Here is a 19336-nt window from a genome sequence, read left to right as displayed (position 1 = left end):
CTTTGCTCGCAATGACGATGCGTGTTGCCTACTCCGCCGCCTGCTGCTGCACCGTCGGCTCCGTGCCCGCCACCGTCGCGCGGCGCATGTCGCGGGGCTGCGACTGGTCGTAACGGCGGACGCGGTGCATGGTCTGGCGGTTGTCCCACATCACGAGGTCATGCAGCTTCCATTTGTGCACGTAGACGAACTCAGGCTGCGTGGCGTGCTCGTTCAGATCGCGCAGCAATAGCCGGCCCTCGGGCACGCTCATGCCGACGACCTTGCCGGCATGCGATGACAGGTAAAGCGACTTGCGGCGATGCACGGGGTGCGTGCGCACCAGCCGTTGCAGCACCGGCTTGAACATCTCCTTCTCTTCGTCGGTGTATTCGGTGAAGCCGAGCGATCCCCGCGAATACATCAACGAGTGCTCGCAGACGAGATCCTCGATCTCCGCCTTGGTCTCGTCGTCGAGCGCGTCATAGGCCGCGCGCATGTCGGCGAACTCGGTGTTGCCGCCCTTCGGGTTCACCACGCGCGCCGACAGCAGCGAGAACTTTGCGGGGATGGGCCGGAACGAGCTGTCCGAGTGCCACAGGCAATTGCCGAGGTTGAACAGATTGGCGCGACTGTCCTTGGGCAGCGGCTTGCCGTCCTTGCCGAGGTTGGAGACGTCGTTCAGGCCCGAGGTGAGGCGGTGTTCGTCCGCCTTGGTGATGTTGCCGCCGCGCGCCTCCTCGCGCTGGCCGAAATTCAGCGCGAACGCCATCTGCTGCTCGTCGGTGATGTCCTGGTCGTGGAAGACGAGCACCGCGTATTTGTCCATGGCGGCCTCGATCTCGCGCGCCTCATCCGGCGTGAGCGGCTTGCGCAAGTCGAGGCCGGACACCTCGCCGACGAAATGTTTCTGAAGCTGCCGGATGGCGATGGTCATGGCGTTCCTCCCGCATTGACGAGCGGTTTCCCCGCTCTGTTTGTGGACAAAAATGACTCCCGCATCCGGCGATGTCAACGCGCCGCGCGCATGGCTCTCACGCGTTCCGCGCCATCAGCCCGCCGTCGACCGGGATCACCGCGCCGGTGAGGAAGGACGCCGCCGGCAGGCACAGGCTCAGCGTCATATGCGCGACCTCTTCAGGGTCGCCGTAACGGCCGAGTGCGGTGCGGCGCTTGGCGTAGATGGTCTTGTGCTCCTCGGGAATGCGATCGGTGATTTTTGTGCGGATCGGTCCGGGGCAGATGCAGTTGACGGTGATGCCCTCGCGGCCGAGCTCCACCGCCAGCGAGCGGGTGAGGCTGACGACGCCACCCTTCGCGGCCGAATACGGGCTGTGCAATGCGGTGGCGCCCAGCGCCTCGGTCGAGGCGACGTTGACGATGCGCGGGCTCTTCGACTTGCGCAGGTAGGGCAGCGCGGCGCGGATGATGCGAGGGTGCGCCGTCAGCATCACGGCGATGCCCTTCGCCCAGGCGTCCTCGTAGCCCTCATCGTCGATCGCGACACGCAACGAGATGCCGGCGTTGTTGACGACGATGTCGAGGGCGCCGAAATGCGCGGCGACCTCGCCGACCACACGCTTGATCTCGCCGCCGTCGGCGACTTCGAGCTTCCACGCCCTTGCCGCGCCACCGCTCGCCGCAATCTCCCTGGCGACGTCATGCGCGCCTTGCTCGTCGAAATCCGTGACGGCGACGTTCGCGCCTTCGTTTCCGAACACGCGCGCTGTGGCGCGCCCCATGCCGCTGGCCGCTCCGGTGACGAGCACGGTGAGGCCCTTCACGGACCGGCTGAGCTCCCTGAAGTCCGACATGCTGTTTCCTCGCGCCGAGCTGGTTCTTGTTATGATTGACAAGGCTGGCATCGATCCGCAGACAGGTCAAACAAGCAAAAACAAAATGGAGGCCGACAATGGCGAACGAGCTCGATTTCTCAGGCAAGCATGTGCTGGTGGTCGGCGGTTCCAGCGGCATCGGCAACGGTATCGCGCAGGCCTTTCGCGCCAAGGGCGCAGCAGTTGCGGTTTGCGGCACGCGTGCTCGCGCAACGGAATATTCAGCCGACGAAGGCTCCGATCTCGAAGGTCTTGCTTACGCGCAGCTCGATGTCGGCAATTCCGGTGCGATCGAAGCATTCAAGCCGTCGTTCGACCGTCTCGACGTCCTGGTGCTTGCGCAGGGCGCTGTGATCTACCGCCGCGGCGAATTCGAGATGGCGGGTTTCCGCAAGGTCGTCGAGATCAATCTGATGAGCCTGATGGCCTGCGCGACACGCTTTCATTCCATGTTGCGGGACGCGAGGGGCGCGCTGATCATCGTGTCCTCGACCGCGGCCTATCATTCCACCATGGGCAATCCCGCCTACAATGCCTCGAAGACCGGTGCCGTCGGATTGACGCGCACGCTGGGCGAGGCCTGGGCCGAGGACGGCATCCGCGTCAACGGCATCGCGCCAGGGCTCGTCGACACCAAGATGACGAAGGTGACGACCGACAATCCGAAGCGGCTCGAAGGCGCGCTAGCCCGCATCCCGCTGCGGCGATTGGGCACGCCGGCCGACATGGCGGGCGCGGCGCTGTTCCTGGCCTCGCCGCTGTCGTCCTACATCATCGGCCAGACGCTGGTCGTCGATGGCGGCTTGATTCTATAGGCACGCCTAAGGAACCGCGCTGCGTCTGATCGGTTACTTCGGCTGACCCCCGAGGAGGATCATCATGGACACGGATCGGATTGTTGGATCAGCGAAGGAATATGCCGGACGCGCGGAAGGCGCGATCGGAGACATGGCAGGCGATGCCAAGACGCAGGCATCGGGCAAGGCGCGGGAGGCCGCGGGCACGGTGCAGAATCTCTACGGCCAGGCCAAGGATGCCGTGCGCGACGCCACGGACACGGCCGCGGGCTATGCCAAGGATGCCTACGAGAACAGTGGCGAGACGTTCCGCGACGGTTCGAAGGCCATCGCGCAGAAGGTGCAGGACAATCCGCTCGGCGCGCTGCTGGTTGCCGGCGGCATCGGCTTCGCGCTGGCGCTTCTGATGTCGCGTCCCGCCCGCCGCCCGCCGTCACGCTGGCGCTATTACGGCTAGGCCCCCTTCTAGGTCATTCCGGGGCGCGCCTCTTGGCGCGAGCCCGGAATCCATTCATCGGCGTTGTTGGTGCACGATGGATTCCGGGTTCGCGCTACGCGCGCCCCGGAACGACACCAACGAGAGAATTACCGGAACACCTCGGCGGAGCGGCCGACATTACCCGGCGGCCGCGGGATTGCCGGATTGGAATTCGGATTGCGCGGTCCGGGCGCCGGCGCCAGCTGGCGCGGAGGCGGCGGGGGCTGCGGCGAGCCGAAGCCGAAGAAATCCCGGAAGGTGGGCGTTGCCTGGGCCGGCTGTTGCGGCGGGAGCTGCGGTCTCTTTGGCGCCAGCTTTGGCGGCGCGATCGCGGCGGCCGCGCCCTGAGCCGCCCCGCCGTCCGGCGTCGTTGCCGCCATCGGCGTATCGCCCTTGGCCTGCTCGCGGCCGACTTCCCGGCGCGGCCAGGCATAATCGTCGGCGCGGCCCGCCGGCGCCGCCAGCGGCTCACCCTTCACCATGGTCTTGGCGGCGAGTGCATCGACGGCGGCGGGACGCGTGCCCGGTCCGCCCAGCAATTGATCGGCCGAGATCGAGGCTGCAACCAGCGGCACGATCGGCCCGGCCAACGGTCGCGGCGCGGGCTTGCCCGGCTCGGCGCTGGTGTCGGGTGTCGCAGGCTCGCTCGGCAGCGGGATCGGGCCGGAGCGTCCTGCAAGCAGGCGCGTGATCTCACGCTCGACATAATGCGCGAGTTTGCGGGCGCCGGGCTTGGTGAAATAGATGCCGTCGGAGCTGCGGAGCTGACGGATCTGGCCTTCGAAATCAGGACCCTTCTGCAGGAAGCGGCCGGCTTCGTCGACGAAGCCGTCCCACACGTCGACATAGGTGATGCCGGCCTTGGCCGCGCCCTCACGGTACAGCGAGTCCAGGAACAGCGTGTCCGCGGTGCCCTTCGGTCCGCGGACTGCGGGCAGGCCGACCCAGAGCACCGGCACGCCCTTGGACTTCAGGACGCCCGCGAGTTCCTCGATCTTCTTGCCGTAAAGCTCGACCCAGCGCTCGTCACGGAATTCGTAGAGGCCGTTCGGATTGCGCGCGGTCTTTTCCGGCGCGGCCGCCGGCGTGTCGGAATTGTCGGCGTCGTCCTGCGGCAGATCGGCGTCGGCAGGCTTGTCGTCCGGCTTGGCGGTGCTGTTGTCGCCGGGCTTGGCATCGCCCGGCTTTGCTTGCGGCTTGGCGCGTGCACCCTTGTCGTTCTTCTTGTCCTTGTCTTTTTCCGCGGCAGCCTTGTCGGGTTTGTCGGCGGCCGGCTCGCGGATCGCGACGCGGTCGTTGAGGCCGAGCATGACGACGATCACGTCCGGCTTCTCGGTCTCGAGAATGCCCTTGGCCGCCGCGGCCCAGTCCGCGGGCTCGCCCTTGGGCTGGTACCTGATCAGGCCGGACGTAGTCTTGTGCTTGCGGATCACGCCCATGTCGGGCTGCTCGGCGTAGGCGTCTTCGAGGCCATAGGCGAGCCAGTCGGCCATGGCATCGCCGATCACCAGCACGTTCCTCTCGGGAACGGTGTCGCGCTTGGCCGGTGCCGGCGCACGCGAAAAATCCTGGCGCGGCGCCTGCGGCGGTGGCTGGAAGGGTGCGAAGAAGTCGCCGCCGAACCAGCCGCCACCTCCGCCGCCCCGTGGTGGCGGTGGTGGGGCCGAACGCTGCGGCGGACCGCCGAAGCCGGGGAAGTTGAAGAATTGCGCCGAGGCGGGTGCCGCCACCGACACCAGGATCGCAAGCGCCGTCCCCAGCGCGATCAACGGGCCGGTCTCGGTCAGTGCCTTGAACAGGGACTTCTTCGACATGCGATCTCGGGCACGCGCAATGGAGGATCGGAGCTAGCTCGATATAATAACGGAATCAGGCGCCAAACGGGCAAATTCCATCGCAGATTCTTGTCCATAGACCGGGGAACACCAGTCCCGGTCAAGGCTATCAGCCAAAATCCCCCTTCAAGGTTACTTCAGGCGCGATTTTACCGCCCGCGCAGCCGGTCCAGCACGTCGGAGGAGGCAAAACCGTCGGCGGGGACCCCGATCGAGGCCTGGAAGTTGCGCAGGGCCTCTCTGGTCTGGCCGCCGAACTGGCCGTCCGGGGTGCCCTTGTAATAGCCGCGCTGAGCCAGCAGCTGCTGCAGCTCCAGCCGTTCGGTGCGGGACAGCTCGCGTTCCTGCCGCGGCCAGGGCTGCACGAAAGGCTGTCCCCCGCGCAGGCGGTCGGCGAAATGGCCGATCGCCAGCGCATAGGCCTCGGCCGGGTTGTATTTCATGATGACGCGATAATTCTGCAGCATCAGGAAGCCGGGCCCTTGCGCGCCGGCGGGTGCCAGCAGGTAAGCTTTCTCCGCCGGGTGCGGGAAGGGCTGGTTGTTCGGACGCTTGAGCCCGAGCTTCTCCCATTGCGCGATCGGCATCGCCTTGGCGCGGTCGGCCAGCATGTAGTTGAAGCCCTGCGGCACCACGACCTCATAGCCCCAGGTCTGGCCGGGCTGCCAGCCGTCCTTCTTCAGATTGTTGGCGGTCGACGCGATCAGGTCGGTCGGATTGTCGACGACGTCGCGCCGGCCGTCGCCGTCGCCGTCCACCGCGAAGCGCTTGAACGCGGTCGGCATGAACTGGGTCGGGCCGAAGGCGCCGGCCCAGGAGCCGCGCAGCTGCTCCGGGCGCAAATCGCCGCGGTTGAGGATCTCCAGCGCGGAGAGGAATTCGTCCTTGAAATAGGCTTGGCGGCGGCCGATGCAGGCGAGCGTCGCGGTCGATTGCAGCACGCTGCGATCGCCGATCTGCGTCGAGTAATTGGACTCGATGCCCCAGATCGAGGCAATGATGTAGCGGTCGACGCCGGTGGCCTTTTCGGTGGCGTCGAACTGCGCCTTGTATTTGGCGAGGATCTCGCGGCCCTTGGCGAGGCGGTTGTCGTTCACCAGAATGTCGAGATAGGCCCAGATCGACTTGGTGAATTCCGGCTGCGAATCCATGAGGTCCATGATGCGCAGGTCGGGCGAGAGTCCGGCGGTGAAGCGCTGAAAGTTCTCCTGCGTGACGCCGCGCCGTGCGGCATCGGGCCACATCGCGGCGACGCAATTGTTGAAATTGCCGGCAGCCTCGCGGATCGCGGCGGCCGTCATCAAGGGATGGCCGGAGGCGCCGTCCTCGCCGCTCCACGGCAACGCTCCCGTCGGCGCGCCGGTCGGGCCAGGCGAGGGCTGCGCGGGTGCCGGGTTCGCTCCGGAGAAGATGCCGCCGAACAGGTTGGAAAGGCCGTTCTGCGCCTGGGCGTGCGCGCCGGCCGGCAGCAGCAAAGCGGCTGCAATGACTGCGCCGCCGGCCCGTCTCGCCAGTCCTGCCACTGATTGCATCATATTCCACCCGTCGGCCTGAAAAACCCGCCACAGGAGGCCTGGTTAGCGTTGCCAATAGCTTAACAAAGGTGAAATTTTGGTGGCGGCCTTTTTCTTAAGTCTGTCGGGGCGAGGCCCCACATCCGCCTTTGTTGGCGGCTGCAAACAGGCTAGCAAGGATGCCATTGCTCCCCGTCCCATGTGCCCCCAGGTATTCGATCGATCCCATGAAGATTCGCAAAGCCGTATTCCCCGTCGCCGGCCTCGGCACCCGCGTTCTGCCCGCCACCAAGGCGATGCCGAAGGAGATGCTGACCATCGTCGACAAGCCCCTGATCCAATACGTCTATGACGAGGCGAAGGAAGCCGGCATCGAGCACTTCGTCTTCGTCACCGGCCGCAACAAGAATGTCATCGAGGATCATTTCGACCGGATGTTCGAGCTCGATACGACCTTGGCCGCGCGCGGCAAGAAAGCCGAGCAGGACATCCTGGCGCAGAACCAGCCCGAAGCCGGCGCGGTCAGCTTCACCCGCCAGCAGGCGCCGCTCGGCCTCGGCCACGCGGTCTGGTGCGCGCGCGACATCGTCGGCAACGAGCCGTTCGCCGTGGTGCTGCCGGACGAGCTCGTGCTCAACACGCCCGGCTGCCTGAAGCAGATGATCGAGATGGCCTCCTCGCTCGGCGAGAAATCCAATCTGATCGCGGTCGAGGCGGTGCCCGATCACCTGACCCATCAGTACGGCATCTGCGGCGTCGGCAAGCGCAACGGCAAGATGTTCGAGGTCGACGGCATGGTCGAGAAGCCGGCCAAGGGCACCGCGCCCTCCAACCTCTCGATCACCGGCCGTTACATCCTGCAACCCGAGATCTTCAAGATCCTGGAGACCCAGGAGCGCGGCGCCGGCGGCGAGATCCAGCTCACCGACGCCATGATCGGGCTTGCCAAGACGCAGAAATTCTATGGCGTCGAATTCGAGGGCGAGCGCCATGATTGCGGCTCCAAGCCCGGCTTCCTGCGCGCCAACATCGCCTACGGCCTCAAGCGCCCGGAATTGCGCGACGGCCTGATCGCGGAGATGAAGAAGTATCTGGGGCAGTAGCGCACCGCTCGTCATTGCGAGGAGCGAAGCGACGAAGCAATCCGGATTATCTCCGCGGAGACGGTCTGGATTGCGCTTCGCTCGCAATGACGAGGCGAGGAGCCCTCACGCCACCAGCGACAGCTGCGGCAGGCTCGCAACCACCGACTGGTTGCGCCCGCCGGCCTTGGCGGCGTAGAGCGCCTTGTCGGCGGCGGCAATCAGCATCGGCCAGTCCATGCCGGCGGCCGGGACCAGGCTCGCGATGCCGCAGGACACCGTCGACATCGCCTGATCGTCGGACCAGCCCTGCACCTTGAGGCGGATCGTCTCCGCCACCTTGAAGGCATCGGCGGCCGAGGTGTTCGGCAGCAGCACGGCGAATTCCTCGCCGCCGTAGCGCGCCGCGCAATCGCCGGCGCGGCTCACCGAATCGGAAATGCAGATGGCGATGCCGACCAGCACCTGGTCGCCGGCCTGATGACCGAACGTGTCGTTGTAGGCCTTGAAGTGATCGGCATCGATCATGAGCAGCGCGATCGGCGCCTTCTGGCGCATGGCGCGCCGCCATTCGACGTCAATGACGGAATCGAACTTGCGGCGGTTCTTCAGGCCGGTGAGCGCGTCCGTCGTCGCCATCTCCTCGAGCTTGCGCTCGGCCTCGGCGCGGCGGCCGATCTCGCGCGCGAGCACGAGGGTCGATCCCAGCACGAACAGGATGAGCGCCAGCACCACGGCGCCGATGCGCAGCGCCTCCCTCTGCCAGAGCGCGAACACCGCGGCCAAAGGTTTGCCGGCGACCACGAACAGCGGGCCATTGTTCTTGCTGCGGACATAGAGCCGCGGCGTCTGATCGACCGGGCCCTGTCCCGAATAGGCGGCGCCGACCCTGAGATTGTCGGCCTTCCAGTTCTGGCGGTCGTTCAGGTTCGTGCCGATGATGTCGAGATCGAACGGCCGCCGCATGATGATGGTGCGGTCGCGCTTGAGCACGGTGATGGTGTCGGCGGGGTCGAGGTTGAGCCGATCGAACAGCTCGTGGAAATAGCTGAAGCGGATCGAGCCGGCGACGACGCCCATGAAGCCGCCGTCCGCGTCACTGATGCGCCGGCTCAGCACGATCGAGTAGGCGCCGCGAAACAGCATCGGACGGCTGATGAACAACCCAGCGCCGGGACTGTCCCGGTGAACTCTGAAATAATCCTCCTCGCTGCGGTCCTCGGGCAGGGGATCGAGCGTGGAGGCATCGATGGCGAGCCGGCCCTCGGCGTCGAACACCTGGATGGCGCCGAAATGCTTGGCAGTGATCGCGTGGTCGAACAGGATCAGGTGACGGATCGTCTTGGAGACCGTCGCCAGCTCGGGCAGCAGCATGTTGCTCGCGACCGCCTTCAACGCCAAATCGTAGATCTCGACGTTGCGGCTGACGTCGGACTCGATCGTGGTCGCGAGGTTCTCCAGCGTCTGGCGGGCGAGCGCCTCCTCGCCGCGGCGCATGTCGAGCATGACGTTGACGCAGATGGCGGAAAAGCCGATCACCGTCACCACGGACGAGATGATCAGCAGCTTCGCCGAAATCCGCCACGGCCGGCGGGCCGCAACGTCGCGCCATCCAGAGAACATTGTTCGCTCCTGTCCATAGTGGATGCGCCCGAAAGCTTGCGTAGTGTTTAAGCCGCGACGGCGCTGCCGCAATGAGTTAAGAATCGGTTTATGCGGCTGACGGTTTTGGGCAGCCCGACTTCGCCCCTGACGAGAGGACGAGTGTGAACGACTACGACGCGTTGCGCGATTATCTGCTGCGGCAGAAGCAGGAGGAGCTCGTGCTGAGCTTCGAGCAGATCGAGGAGATCATTGGCGCGGCGCTGCCGCGCGCGGCCCAGCGTGCCTCATGGTGGGACAGCTTGCGCAGCCCCGACATCCATATGCCGCAACGCGAAGCCTGCCTCGCCGCCGGATTTGTCGCGACACGGATGCCGGATGGTCAGAGCGTCAGGTTTACCAAGCGGAAGCCGCAGAGGCGGTGGTAGCGCCGCGGTGCGTTGCCACCCTCCCCTGGAGGGGGAGGGTCGGCTCGCGATCGAGCGAAGCGAGATTGCGAGACGGGGTGGGGTGATGGTCTTTCAACGGAGGCAGTGCCCGAGTGGAGAGATCACCCCACCCCGCTCGCGCTACGCGCGATCGACCCTCCCCCTCCAGGGGAGGGTAAGAGAATCAGCTCGCAGCTTCGAGCCGCACTTCCGTGAGCAGCCGCATCGCCGCGTCGGCGTCCATCGGCTCGCCAAAGGCAAAACCTTGCGCGTATTCACAGCCCATCTGGTAGAGCTCGACGGCGTCGGAATCGGTCTCGGCGCCTTCGGCGACGACGTCCATGCCGAGATCGTGGGCGAGCGCGATGATCGACTTCAGGATCACGGGGCGGGTGCCGCGGCTGGTGGTGCGCACGAACGACTGGTCGATCTTGATGGTGTCGAACGGGAAGCGCTGCAGATAGGCCAGCGAGGAGTGGCCGGTGCCGAAATCGTCGAGCGACAGCCCGGTGCCGAGCTCGCGGATACGGGTCAGCATCTGGGCCGCGTGCTCCGGATTCTCCATCACCAGCGATTCCGTCAGCTCGAGCTTGAGCGTGCCGCGCGCCACCGAGGATCGCGACAGCACGGTGCGGATGTCGTGGATCAGATCGTGGCGCAGCAGCTGGCGTGACGAGACGTTGACGGAAGCGAAGATCGGCTCGCGCGAGCGCATCGCGCGCTGCCACACCGAAAGCTGCTTGGCGGTCTGGTCGAGCACGAACATGCCGAGGTCGACGATCAACCCGGTCTCTTCGGCGATGGTGATGAACTCCGAGGGCGCCATGCGTCCGAGCTTCGGGTGGTCCCAGCGCGCCAGGGCCTCGAAGCCGGCGATGGAGCGATCCTCCAGCCGCACGATCGGCTGGTACAGGATCGTGATCTCCTGCCGCTCGATGGCGCGGCGCAATTCGCTCTCCAAGGTCAGGCGATCGGTCTTGCGTGCCCGCATCGCCGGCTTGTAGACGTCGATGCGGTCGCCGCCGATGCGCTTGGAGTGATACATCGCCAGCTCGGCGTCCTTGATGATCTCGTCCGTGAGCTGAGTTTGCGGATCGGACAGCGCGAGACCGATCGACGCCGTGAGGAAGATCTCGCGGTCGTTGAAGGCGATCGGCGCGCGGATGGTCTTGCGGATGGTCTCGGCGAAAGCGGTGATGCGGGCCGGGTCCTGCTCCGACAGCAGGATCAGGCCGAACTGGTCGCCGGCCATCCGGGCCAGCGTGTCCTGCGGCTTCAGGATGCGGGTGAGGCGGCGCGCCAGGGTGAGCAGGATGGAATCTCCGACCGCAATCCCGACGGAATCGTTGACCTGCTTGAAGCGGTCGAGGTCGATCACCATCAGCGTCGGCCGCAGCGTCGGCATGGTCTTGGCGAAATGCGCGACCGCGCCCAGCCGGTCCATGAACAGTTTTCGGTTGGGCAGGCCGGTGAGATTGTCATGCACGGAATCGTGGAGCAGGCGCTCTTCCGCGTTACGCAGCTCGGTGACGTCGGTCAGCGTGCCGACCACGCGCGAGACCTCGCCGTCCGAGCCGACCACCGGGCGCGCCTTGAGCGCGAACCACATGAAATGACCGTCCGGCGTGCGCAGACGGAAATCCTGAACCAGGCGGCCGCGGCGCTGGTCGAGCACGCTGTCGAGCGCGGCGCGGAAACGGTCCTGGTCGAGCGGATGCAGCACCTCTAACCAGGAGGCGGCCGGGCCTTCCAGCGTGCCGCGCTTCAGCCCGAGCAGGGCTTCGGTCTCGGGACTGGTGAACACCTTGTCGGCGGAGACGTCCCAGTCCCAGATCAGGTCGCCGGAGCCGGCCAGCGCCAAAGCGCGCCGTTCGATGTCGGAGACGACGCCCGTGCTGGCGCCGCCGCCGGCAAAGGCGTGCTGCATCACCGTGAAGCCGATCAGCATCACGATCAGCACCAGGCCGCCGAGCAGGGCAGGGCCGACGATGTCGTTGGTGACTGAGCCCGCCACCGTCATGCCGGCCGCGACCACCCAGACCACGAGCAGGAACCAGGTCGGGATCAATAGCACGGCGCGGTCGAAGCCGTGGGTGGAGAGATAGACGATCAGCGCGAAGCCGGCGAAGGCGATCAGCACCAGCGACATGCGTGCGATGCCGGAGGCCACCGCCGGGTCGAACAGCGCAAGCGCCACCAGTGAGCCGAGGAAGGCGAGCCAGCCGACCGTGATGTGCGAATAGCGCACGTGCCAGCGGCTGAGATTGAGATAGGCGAACAGGAACACCAGGAGCGTCGCCGCCAGGATGGCTTCGCCCGCCGCGCGCCAGATGCGCTCGGCGTTGTTCGACATGTCGAGCACCTTGCCCCAGAAACCGAAATCGACGCCGATATAGACCAGCACCGCCCAGGCCAGCGCCGCCGCGGCCGGGAACATGATGCTGCCCTTGACCACGAACAGGATTGTGAGGACGAGCGCCAAGAGCCCGGAGATGCCGATCACGATGCCCTGGTAGAGCGTGAAGGAGTTGACCTTGTCCTTGTAGGCTTCGGGCTCCCACAGATAGAGCTGCGGCAGCTTGTCGGTGCGCAGCTCCGCGACGAAGGTGACGACGGCGCCGGGGTCGAGCGTGATGCGGAACACGTCTGCGGTGGCGCTTTCCTGCCGTTCCGGCCGGTCGCCGATCGAGGGCGTGATGGTCGCGATGCGCGACAGGCCGAGGTCGGGCCACAGCAGTCCCGAGGAGACGATGCGGTAATGCGGAGCGACGATCAGGCGGTCGAGCTGGTCGTCGGTGTTGTTGGCGAGCGCGAACACCACCCAGTTCTGTCCGCCCTCGCGGGCGCGCACCTCGATGCGGCGGACGATGCCGTCGGTGCCGGGTGCGGTGGAGACCTGGATACGATCGGCATCGCTGCGCTGATGTTCGAGCACGCCGGTGAGGTCGATCGCGGGCGCGTCGCTACGGACGCTGACGGCGTCGAGCGCGCGCGCTGGATACGCGGCGACAAGAATCATGAGGCCCAGCGCGATGGGCGCGAGGCACCTGATCAGACGCAAGGTCGGTTCTCCGCGTTCGACGCAAACTCGTCAGTGCAAGGCAAATCTAGAAGACGATTTCAGACCGGACCGATCCGGTTCGGTGCGTCGCGATAGATGCCACGAAAGCGAGGAAAATCAAAGGGTTTCCGGCTTGCCCTGTAGGCCGGCGGCCTAGGCCTCCAACACAATTTTGCCAATATGTGCGCTGGTTTCCATGCGCCGGTGCGCGTCTGCCGCCTTTTCCAGCGGGAAAGTGCTGTCCATCACCGGCTTGATGCGGCCTTCGCGCAAAAGCGGCATCACTTTCTGCTCGATCGCGGCCACCATCGCCGCCTTGTCCGCATTACTACGGGGGCGCAAGGTCGAGCCGGTATGGGTCAGGCGCTTGACCATCACCTTGGCGATGTTGACGCTGACCTTGGGGCCGTTGAGGGTCGCGATCTGGACGATGCGGCCGTCGACCGCAGCGGCATCATAGTTGCGATCGACATAATCGCCGGCCACCATGTCGAGGATCAGGTTGACGCCTTCCTTGTTGGTCTCTTCCTTGACCACGGCGACGAAGTCTTCGGTCTTGTAGTTGATGGCGCGGTCGGCCCCCAGCTTGAGGCAGGCGTCGATCTTGTCCTGCGATCCCACGGTGACGAACACTTTCGCGCCGAAGGCTTTGGCGAGCTGTATCGCCATGGTGCCGATGCCGGAGGAGCCGCCATGGATCAGCAGCGTCTCGCCGGCCTTGAGGCCGCCGCGCTCGAACACATTGTGCCAGACCGTCATCAGGGTTTCCGGCAGCGCGCCGGCTTCCTTCATCGACAGCGCCGGCGGCACGCTCATCGCCTGGGCATCCTGGGCGATGCAGTACTGCGCATAGCCGCCGCCGGCGACCAGCGACATCACCTTGTCGCCGACCTTGTGCCGCTTGGCGTTGCTGCCGACCGCGACGACTTCGCCTGATATTTCGAGGCCGGGCAGGTCGCTGGCGCCGGGCGGCGGCGGATAGGCGCCGGAGCGCTGTGCGACGTCGGGCCGGTTGACGCCGGCAGCCATCACCTTGACCAGGATTTCGTCGGGACCGGGCTGCGGAACACTGCGTTGCTCGGGCACCAGCACCTCCGGCCCGCCGGGCTTGGAGATGGCGACCACGGTCATTTGCGCGGGCAGCTTGTCCATGATGTGTCCTTGAGCAAAGGTGCGGGAGGAAACGAGGCCCTTGCTTAGCCAGCGCGGTGCAGGCTGGCAACCGCCTTAGGCCATGTGGTCCGACCTGCGGACGGAGAGGAGGAACGACGATGCCGATGGAAGACGACGACCGCCCGCGCAAGAAGATCAGCCATGAAATCGGGCAGGACCTCTCACTTTTGTCGGTGGAGGAACTGACCGAGCGCGTCGCGCTGCTCAAGACCGAGATTGCAAGACTGGAAGAAGCCGCCACCAAGAAACGCGCCTCGCGCGATGCGGCGAACAGCATCTTCAAGTCGTAGTGGTCGCACGATTGCTGTCGTCCCGGCTTGATACGCGACCTGTCGCTGCCGTCTTCCGGGGCGGCGCGTCAGCGCCGAGCCCGGAATCCATAAGCACAGGCTCTTGGAAGAGGGCAGGCCGATAGAGCCGGGTTGCCTGATCGGGTCGCGGTTATGGATTCTCAGATGCGCAATTGCGCTCGCAGCTCGCGACTTCCTCGCACCCCGGAATGACGAATAGTTTTGTTCCGCATTCCATTCGGCCATTGGCCGACATGGCTAACGAAATCACAAAAAATTAGCTCGTTTACTTCGAATTAAGCTTTCGGGTTTATGACTGGAACTGTCCTCGTTTGGACACCGAGTGGCTCCTGTCCACTCTGTTTGACGCCTCCCTGTTATCAACTTTCAAAGCCGCCGGTCTCCGGCGGCTCTTTTTTTGCGTTCCCTGCCCGGTTTGCGCCTCTCATCCCGGTTGCATTCGAAAGGATTGACCCGCGGAAACCATATCCGCGCTTGTCACTGGACTCCGCCTCTCGCCCGCGCAATGATTTGTTCATCATAAGCCGGCGCCAAAGCCGGGCAGTCAAACAGTTGCGTAAGAGGCGTTAACCATGGAACGTTTGCAGGCCGACGGCGCTCTCGTTCAGCTCAGTGAGCGATTCACCAATTCAGCGGCGTTCGGCAATTTGTTCCGTGAGGGCATGGACCTCGTCGAGGAAACCGCCGCCTATCTCGACGGCGCCGGCCGCGTCGAGGCCAAGACGCTCGACCGTGCCGTCAGCCTCACCTATGCGACCGAGAGCATGCGCCTCACCACGCGCCTGATGCAGCTCGCCTCCTGGCTGCTGCTGCACCGCGCGGTGAAGGAAGGCGAGATGACGCTGAGCCAGGCCAACCGCGAGAAGACCAAGGTCAAGCTCACCGCCGCCGATCCCGGTCCGGCCGACACCATCGAGAAGCTGCCCACGCAGCTTCAGGACCTGATCCACCGCTCGATGAGCCTGCAGACCCGCGTCCGCCGCCTCGACAGCACGATCCATACCCCGCCGGCGGAGCAGGCCGCGATCGGCAACCCGCTGGTGCCGCACCTCAACGCGCTGAAGGCCGCGTTCGAGCGGTAGGGTCTATCTGCCGTCATTGCGAGCGAAGCGAAGCAACCCAGAATCCCCGCAGAGGCAGTCTGGATTGCTGCGTCGCAAGCGCTCCTCGCAATGACGGTGGCCTCAAAACAAAAACGCCCCCGGTTCTGCCGGGGGCGTTTTCATGTCCAGCCTTGCGGCCGGCTCAATCCTTCTTGAGGAAGCCCGAAAACTTCTTCTGGAAGCGCGAGACGCGGCCGCCGCGGTCCATGATCTGGGCGTTGCCGCCGGTCCAGGCCGGGTGCGACTTCGGGTCGATGTCGAGGTTCAGCGTGTCGCCTTCCTTGCCCCAGGTCGAGCGGGTCAGGTACTCGGTTCCGTCGGTCATGACGACCTTAATCGTATGATAATTCGGATGAATTTCGGCTTTCATGGCAATTCCTCGGCGCTCCGGCGCCTTCTTGGGTGGCTCGCGAATGACGGATTTGGGCGGCTCTATACCTCACGAAACCCCGCAAAACAAGCCATGCTGCCGCCGTGAACCGGGTTTGCCCCTAAGGGACATCCCGGATTTGCCACTACTCTTGCACCGGCCTATTGGGAGCAATCGAATGCAATGGGTCGGATCTCATGAGCGCAGTGGAACGGCTTGATGACCAATATGTCGATCAGCCCGGAATGAACGCCGCGGACACCCCCTCGATCGAGGCCGAGCTGATCGAAGCGCCGGCCAAGGGCCGCGCCAAGCTGCGGCCGCTGCTGGCGCTCGCGCCCTATGTGATCCGCTATCGCGGCCGCGCGGCGCTGGCCTTCATCGCGCTCACCATCGCCGCGCTGACCACGCTGCTGGTGCCGGTCGCGGTGCGCCGGATGATCGATTTCGGCCTGACGCCCGAGGGTATCGAGCTGATCAACAGTTACTTCTCGGTCATGCTCGCGGTCGTTGCCGTGCTCGCGATCGCCAGCGCCGCGCGCTACTACCTCGTGATGAGCATCGGCGAACGCATCGTCGCCGATCTCCGGCGCGACGTCTTCGCCCATCTGCTGTCACTCTCGCCCGCCTTCTTCGATTCCGCGCGCAGCGGCGAATTGATCTCGCGCCTCACCGCGGACACCACCCAGCTGAAATCGGCCGTCGGCGCCTCCGTCTCGATCGCGCTGCGCAACCTGATGATGTTCCTGGGCGCGACCGCGATGATGGTGATCACGAGCCCGAAGCTGTCGGGCTTCGTGCTGCTGGCCATTCCCCTGATCGTGCTGCCGCTGGTGGCGTTCGGGCGCTGGGTGCGGCGCCTGTCGCGCAATGCGCAGGACACGCTCGCCGACGCCTCCGCCTATGCCGGCGAATTGGTCGGCGCGATCCGCACCGTGCAGGCCTATACCAGCGAGCAATTTGCCGAGAAGCGTTTCGGCGGCGAGGTCGAGCAGGCCTATGAAGCGGCGCGCACCTCGACCCAGGCTAGGGCCGTGCTCACGGCGATCATCATCTTCATCGTGTTCGCAAGCGTGGTCGCCATCCTCTGGATCGGCTCGCATGACGTGCTCACCGGCGCGATCACGCCGGGCCGGCTCGGCCAGTTCGTGCTGTATGCGGTGTTCGCCGCGGCGGGCCTCGGCCAGCTCAGCGAGGTCTGGGGCGAGGTCTCGGCGGCGTCGGGCGCGGCCGAGCGCCTGTTCGAGATCCTCCACGTCAAGCCCGAGATCACCGCGCCTGCGGCGCCGCTTGCGCTGCCGGTGCCGGCGCGCGGCGAGGTCGGCTTCGATCGGGTCAGCTTCGCCTATCCGGCGCGGTCCGACGTCAAGGTTCTCGATGCGGTGTCGTTCACCGTGCGCCCCGGCGAGAAGGTCGCGATCGTCGGTCCCTCCGGCGCCGGCAAGAGCACCATCTTTCATCTGCTGCTGCGCTTCTACGATCCGCGCAGCGGGACGATCTCGCTCGACGGCGTGCCGGTCAAGTCCGCCGCCCCCGGCGATTTCCGCGCGCGCATCGCACTGGTGCCGCAGGAATCCGTGGTGTTCGCCGCGAGCGCCCGCGAGAACATCCGCTTCGGCCGGCCCGATGCGAGCGATGCCGAGGTGGAGCGCGCCGCCGAGCTCGCCCATGCCGCCGAATTCATCCGCCGCCTGCCCGAAGGTTTCGAGACCGCGCTCGGCGAGCGCGGCGTGACGCTGTCCGGCGGCCAGCGCCAGCGCATCGCGATCGCACGCGCCATCCTGCGCGACGCGCCGCTGTTGCTGCTGGACGAAGCCACCTCGGCACTCGACGCCGAGAGCGAGACGCTGGTGCAGACCGCGCTGGAAGAGCTGATGCGCCACCGCACCACGCTCGTCATCGCCCACCGCCTCGCCACCGTGCTCTCCTGCGACCGCATCCTGGTGATGGACCAGGGCCGGATCGTCGAGCAGGGCACGCATGCCGAACTGGTCGCGGCGAACGGCCTTTACGCTAGATTGGCCAGGCTGCAATTTGAAGGCGCCTGAGTGCTCCCGTGTCCCGGACGCGGCGCGCAGTGCCGCTCCGCAGAGCCGGGGCACGTGAGTTCATTTTCGCTGCGCTTGCAATGACGGTTGGAGGTGCCGTGACCTACGCCCGCCACACCATCTTCAGCACCGGCCGCCCCGAGGTCGGGTTCACATCGTCGCCCGCATGGGCGAAGCCGTTGCGCTCGTAGAAGCGGATCGCGCGGGCATTGTCCTTGTTGACGAGCAGCGTGACGCCCGAGGGCGACAGGCGCTTGGCCTCGTCCACCAGCAGCCGTGCCGCGTCGGAGCCCCAACGCGCGGGATCGACGACGAGCTGGTCGAGATAGCCTTCGCCGTCGATAGTGACGAAACCGACCAGCGCGCCGTCCTGCTCCGCCACCACGATCCGGGCCTTCGGCACCAGGTCCTTGCGCCAGCGCTCGCGCCACCATTCCAGCCGTGCGGCGAAGTCGATCTGCGGATAGGCCTGCTGCCAGGTGCGATGCCAGAGATCGATCGCGGCGGCCTCGTCTTCGCCGCGGTAGGGGCGGAGGTGGATCATGAAGTCGTCATGCCCGGGCTTGTCCCGGGCATCCACGAGAAGCCACGAACACGGAAGCAAAGACGTGGATGGCCGGGCCAAGCCCGGCCATGGCGGTGGGGTAAGTACCGCGCGTCCCTCACCACTACCGCTCCGTCAGCTTCAGCTCGATGCGGCGGTTGCGCTTGTAGGCCTCCTCGGTGTTGCCGGTATCGAGCGGCTGGAATTCGCCGAAGCCGGCCGCGACGAGGCGCTGGGCGGGCACGCCGAGCGAGACCAGATATTGCACCACCGAGATCGCGCGCGCCGCGGACAGGTCCCAGTTCGACTTGAAGTTCGCGCCGCTCACCGGCCGTACGTCGGTATGGCCGTCGACGCGCAGCACCCAGGGAATGTCGCTCGGGATCTTCTTGTCGAGCTCGATCAGCGCGGTCGCCAGGGTGTCGAGCTCGGCGCGGCCCTCGGGCAGCAGAACCGCCTGGCCAGTGTCGAAGAACACCTCGGACTGAAACACGAAGCGGTCGCCGACGATGCGGATGTCGGGGCGGTTGCCGAGGATGGCGCGCAGGCGGCCGAAGAACTCCGAGCGGTAGCGCGACAATTCCTGCACGCGCTGCGCCAGCGCGACGTTGAGGCGAGAGCCCAGGTCGGCGATGCGGTTCTGCGATTCCTTGTCGCGCTTCTCGGAGGCATCGAGCGCTTCCTCCAGTGCCGCCAATTGCCGGCGCAACGCGCTGATCTGCTGGTTCAGCACCTCGATCTGCGCCAGCGCCCGGGCCGAGACCGCCTTCTCCGAGTCCAATGCCTTGCCGAGCTCGGCGGTCTTGCCTTGCGCGTCGTTGCCGGCGGCAGCCAGGCCGTCATAGAGGCCCTTGATGCGGTCGCGCTCGCTCTCGGCCGAGGCGAGCCCGGCTTTCAGCGACGAGACCTGGTCGTCGAGCGTGAGCTTGCCGAGCTTCTCCAGCGACAACAGCTCGTTGAGCTGGGCGATCTTGGCGTTGAGCTGCTCAAGCGCCTTGTCCTTGCCGGTGACCTCCTGCGACAGGAAGAACTGCACCACCAGGAACACCGACAGCAGGAACACGATCGACAGCACCAGCGTCGACAGCGCGTCGACGAAGCCGGGCCAGTAGTTGAGACCGCCTTCACTGCGGCGGGCGCGGGCAAGGGCCATTGTCGTCGATCTCCACTCTCGTG

General features: G+C 65.8%; 17 protein-coding genes. 7 read left to right on the top strand and 10 right to left on the bottom strand.

Annotated elements, in window-relative coordinates; all coding sequences use genetic code 11:
• Positions 1-28: 28 nt before the first annotated feature.
• Together AC24YW_RS06900 and AC24YW_RS06895 are read right to left on the bottom strand one after the other, a co-directional pair.
• Positions 29-916 (bottom strand): TauD/TfdA dioxygenase family protein, encoded by an 888-nt coding sequence (locus AC24YW_RS06900; RefSeq protein ID WP_487482029.1) that lies wholly within the window; start codon positions 914-916, stop codon positions 29-31.
• A gap of 97 nt (positions 917-1013) precedes the next feature.
• The gene (locus AC24YW_RS06895) at positions 1014-1793 is read right to left on the bottom strand and encodes an SDR family NAD(P)-dependent oxidoreductase (protein ID WP_487482028.1); all 780 of its coding nucleotides are present in this window, start codon (positions 1791-1793) and stop codon (positions 1014-1016) included.
• Between the two features lie 98 nt (positions 1794-1891).
• Here AC24YW_RS06895 and AC24YW_RS06890 point away from each other — a divergent pair, with 98 nt between their 5' ends.
• Together AC24YW_RS06890 and AC24YW_RS06885 are read left to right on the top strand one after the other, a co-directional pair.
• Positions 1892-2629 carry an SDR family NAD(P)-dependent oxidoreductase gene (locus AC24YW_RS06890; protein WP_487482027.1) on the top strand — a complete coding sequence of 246 codons (738 nt, stop codon included), beginning with the start codon at positions 1892-1894 and terminating at the stop codon, positions 2627-2629.
• Between the two features lie 64 nt (positions 2630-2693).
• Positions 2694-3068 carry a CsbD family protein gene (locus AC24YW_RS06885; protein WP_035998251.1) on the top strand — a complete coding sequence of 125 codons (375 nt, stop codon included), beginning with the start codon at positions 2694-2696 and terminating at the stop codon, positions 3066-3068.
• A 128-nt stretch (positions 3069-3196) separates the two neighbouring features.
• Here AC24YW_RS06885 and AC24YW_RS06880 read toward each other — a convergent pair whose 3' ends face one another.
• Together AC24YW_RS06880 and AC24YW_RS06875 are read right to left on the bottom strand one after the other, a co-directional pair.
• A complete protein-coding gene (locus tag AC24YW_RS06880) occupies positions 3197-4903 on the bottom strand; it encodes an SGNH/GDSL hydrolase family protein (RefSeq protein ID WP_487482026.1) in 1707 nt (568 codons plus the stop codon).
• 170 nt (positions 4904-5073) lie between these two features.
• Positions 5074-6459 carry a lytic murein transglycosylase gene (locus AC24YW_RS06875; RefSeq protein WP_487482025.1) on the bottom strand — a complete coding sequence of 462 codons (1386 nt, stop codon included), beginning with the start codon at positions 6457-6459 and terminating at the stop codon, positions 5074-5076.
• 206 nt (positions 6460-6665) lie between these two features.
• Between AC24YW_RS06875 and galU the strand changes: the two genes are divergently transcribed.
• The gene (gene galU, locus AC24YW_RS06870; protein ID WP_275516125.1) at positions 6666-7541 is read left to right on the top strand and encodes a UTP--glucose-1-phosphate uridylyltransferase GalU; all 876 of its coding nucleotides are present in this window, start codon (positions 6666-6668) and stop codon (positions 7539-7541) included.
• A 105-nt stretch (positions 7542-7646) separates the two neighbouring features.
• Here galU and AC24YW_RS06865 read toward each other — a convergent pair whose 3' ends face one another.
• Positions 7647-9143 (bottom strand): sensor domain-containing diguanylate cyclase, encoded by a 1497-nt coding sequence (locus AC24YW_RS06865; RefSeq protein WP_487482024.1) that lies wholly within the window; start codon positions 9141-9143, stop codon positions 7647-7649.
• 143 nt (positions 9144-9286) lie between these two features.
• Here AC24YW_RS06865 and AC24YW_RS06860 point away from each other — a divergent pair, with 143 nt between their 5' ends.
• Positions 9287-9550, top strand: a complete 264-nt coding sequence (locus tag AC24YW_RS06860) for a DUF7662 domain-containing protein (RefSeq protein ID WP_487482023.1) — start codon at positions 9287-9289, stop codon at positions 9548-9550.
• Positions 9551-9734: 184 nt separating this feature from the next.
• On the opposite strand, the gene AC24YW_RS06855 is transcribed toward AC24YW_RS06860, so the two are convergent.
• Positions 9735-12611 (bottom strand): EAL domain-containing protein, encoded by a 2877-nt coding sequence (locus tag AC24YW_RS06855; protein WP_487482022.1) that lies wholly within the window; start codon positions 12609-12611, stop codon positions 9735-9737.
• Between the two features lie 153 nt (positions 12612-12764).
• Complete coding sequence (locus AC24YW_RS06850; RefSeq protein ID WP_487482021.1) at positions 12765-13763, bottom strand: NAD(P)H-quinone oxidoreductase; 999 nt, start codon at positions 13761-13763, stop codon at positions 12765-12767.
• Positions 13764-13882: 119 nt separating this feature from the next.
• Here AC24YW_RS06850 and AC24YW_RS06845 point away from each other — a divergent pair, with 119 nt between their 5' ends.
• Both AC24YW_RS06845 and rcdA read left to right on the top strand, forming a co-directional pair.
• Complete coding sequence (locus tag AC24YW_RS06845; protein WP_172784857.1) at positions 13883-14074, top strand: DUF1192 domain-containing protein; 192 nt, start codon at positions 13883-13885, stop codon at positions 14072-14074.
• A gap of 593 nt (positions 14075-14667) precedes the next feature.
• The gene (gene rcdA, locus AC24YW_RS06840; RefSeq protein WP_487482020.1) at positions 14668-15177 is read left to right on the top strand and encodes a protease adaptor protein RcdA; all 510 of its coding nucleotides are present in this window, start codon (positions 14668-14670) and stop codon (positions 15175-15177) included.
• A 163-nt stretch (positions 15178-15340) separates the two neighbouring features.
• Here rcdA and rpmE read toward each other — a convergent pair whose 3' ends face one another.
• Positions 15341-15568: a 50S ribosomal protein L31 gene (rpmE, locus tag AC24YW_RS06835; protein WP_025034016.1), complete on the bottom strand. Its 228-nt coding sequence runs from the start codon at positions 15566-15568 to the stop codon at positions 15341-15343.
• A 197-nt stretch (positions 15569-15765) separates the two neighbouring features.
• Between rpmE and AC24YW_RS06830 the strand changes: the two genes are divergently transcribed.
• Positions 15766-17616, top strand: a complete 1851-nt coding sequence (locus AC24YW_RS06830; protein WP_487482019.1) for an ABC transporter ATP-binding protein/permease — start codon at positions 15766-15768, stop codon at positions 17614-17616.
• Between the two features lie 103 nt (positions 17617-17719).
• Here the strand turns inward: AC24YW_RS06830 and AC24YW_RS06825 are convergent, their stop codons facing one another.
• Together AC24YW_RS06825 and AC24YW_RS06820 are read right to left on the bottom strand one after the other, a co-directional pair.
• Positions 17720-18160, bottom strand: coding sequence for a GNAT family N-acetyltransferase (locus tag AC24YW_RS06825; protein WP_487482018.1), 441 nt, complete (start codon positions 18158-18160; stop codon positions 17720-17722).
• Between the two features lie 124 nt (positions 18161-18284).
• Positions 18285-19313, bottom strand: coding sequence for a peptidoglycan -binding protein (locus AC24YW_RS06820; protein ID WP_487482017.1), 1029 nt, complete (start codon positions 19311-19313; stop codon positions 18285-18287).
• Positions 19314-19336: the final 23 nt, after the last annotated feature.

It is taken from the genome of Bradyrhizobium sp. USDA3516 (assembly GCF_057651995.1).
Note: the sequence above shows the minus strand (reverse complement) of the source record. Positions and strands in the feature narration are given on the sequence as shown.

Bases quoted from the DNA above. Each gene is read 5' to 3' on its own strand.
- AC24YW_RS06865 (WP_487482024.1), bottom strand. From the start codon at position 9,143: ATGTTCTCTGGATGGCGCGACGTTGCGGCCCGCCGGCCGTGGCGGATT.
- AC24YW_RS06890 (WP_487482027.1), top strand. From the start codon at position 1,892: ATGGCGAACGAGCTCGATTTCTCAGGCAAGCATGTGCTGGTGGTCGGC.
- AC24YW_RS06885 (WP_035998251.1), top strand. From the start codon at position 2,694: ATGGACACGGATCGGATTGTTGGATCAGCGAAGGAATATGCCGGACGC.
- AC24YW_RS06850 (WP_487482021.1), bottom strand. From the start codon at position 13,763: ATGGACAAGCTGCCCGCGCAAATGACCGTGGTCGCCATCTCCAAGCCC.
- AC24YW_RS06825 (WP_487482018.1), bottom strand. From the start codon at position 18,160: ATGATCCACCTCCGCCCCTACCGCGGCGAAGACGAGGCCGCCGCGATC.
- AC24YW_RS06875 (WP_487482025.1), bottom strand. From the start codon at position 6,459: ATGATGCAATCAGTGGCAGGACTGGCGAGACGGGCCGGCGGCGCAGTC.
- AC24YW_RS06900 (WP_487482029.1), bottom strand. From the start codon at position 916: ATGACCATCGCCATCCGGCAGCTTCAGAAACATTTCGTCGGCGAGGTG.
- rcdA (WP_487482020.1), top strand. From the start codon at position 14,668: ATGGAACGTTTGCAGGCCGACGGCGCTCTCGTTCAGCTCAGTGAGCGA.
- AC24YW_RS06830 (WP_487482019.1), top strand. From the start codon at position 15,766: ATGAGCGCAGTGGAACGGCTTGATGACCAATATGTCGATCAGCCCGGA.
- AC24YW_RS06895 (WP_487482028.1), bottom strand. From the start codon at position 1,793: ATGTCGGACTTCAGGGAGCTCAGCCGGTCCGTGAAGGGCCTCACCGTG.
- AC24YW_RS06880 (WP_487482026.1), bottom strand. From the start codon at position 4,903: ATGTCGAAGAAGTCCCTGTTCAAGGCACTGACCGAGACCGGCCCGTTG.
- AC24YW_RS06845 (WP_172784857.1), top strand. From the start codon at position 13,883: ATGCCGATGGAAGACGACGACCGCCCGCGCAAGAAGATCAGCCATGAA.
- rpmE (WP_025034016.1), bottom strand. From the start codon at position 15,568: ATGAAAGCCGAAATTCATCCGAATTATCATACGATTAAGGTCGTCATG.
- AC24YW_RS06820 (WP_487482017.1), bottom strand. From the start codon at position 19,313: ATGGCCCTTGCCCGCGCCCGCCGCAGTGAAGGCGGTCTCAACTACTGG.
- galU (WP_275516125.1), top strand. From the start codon at position 6,666: ATGAAGATTCGCAAAGCCGTATTCCCCGTCGCCGGCCTCGGCACCCGC.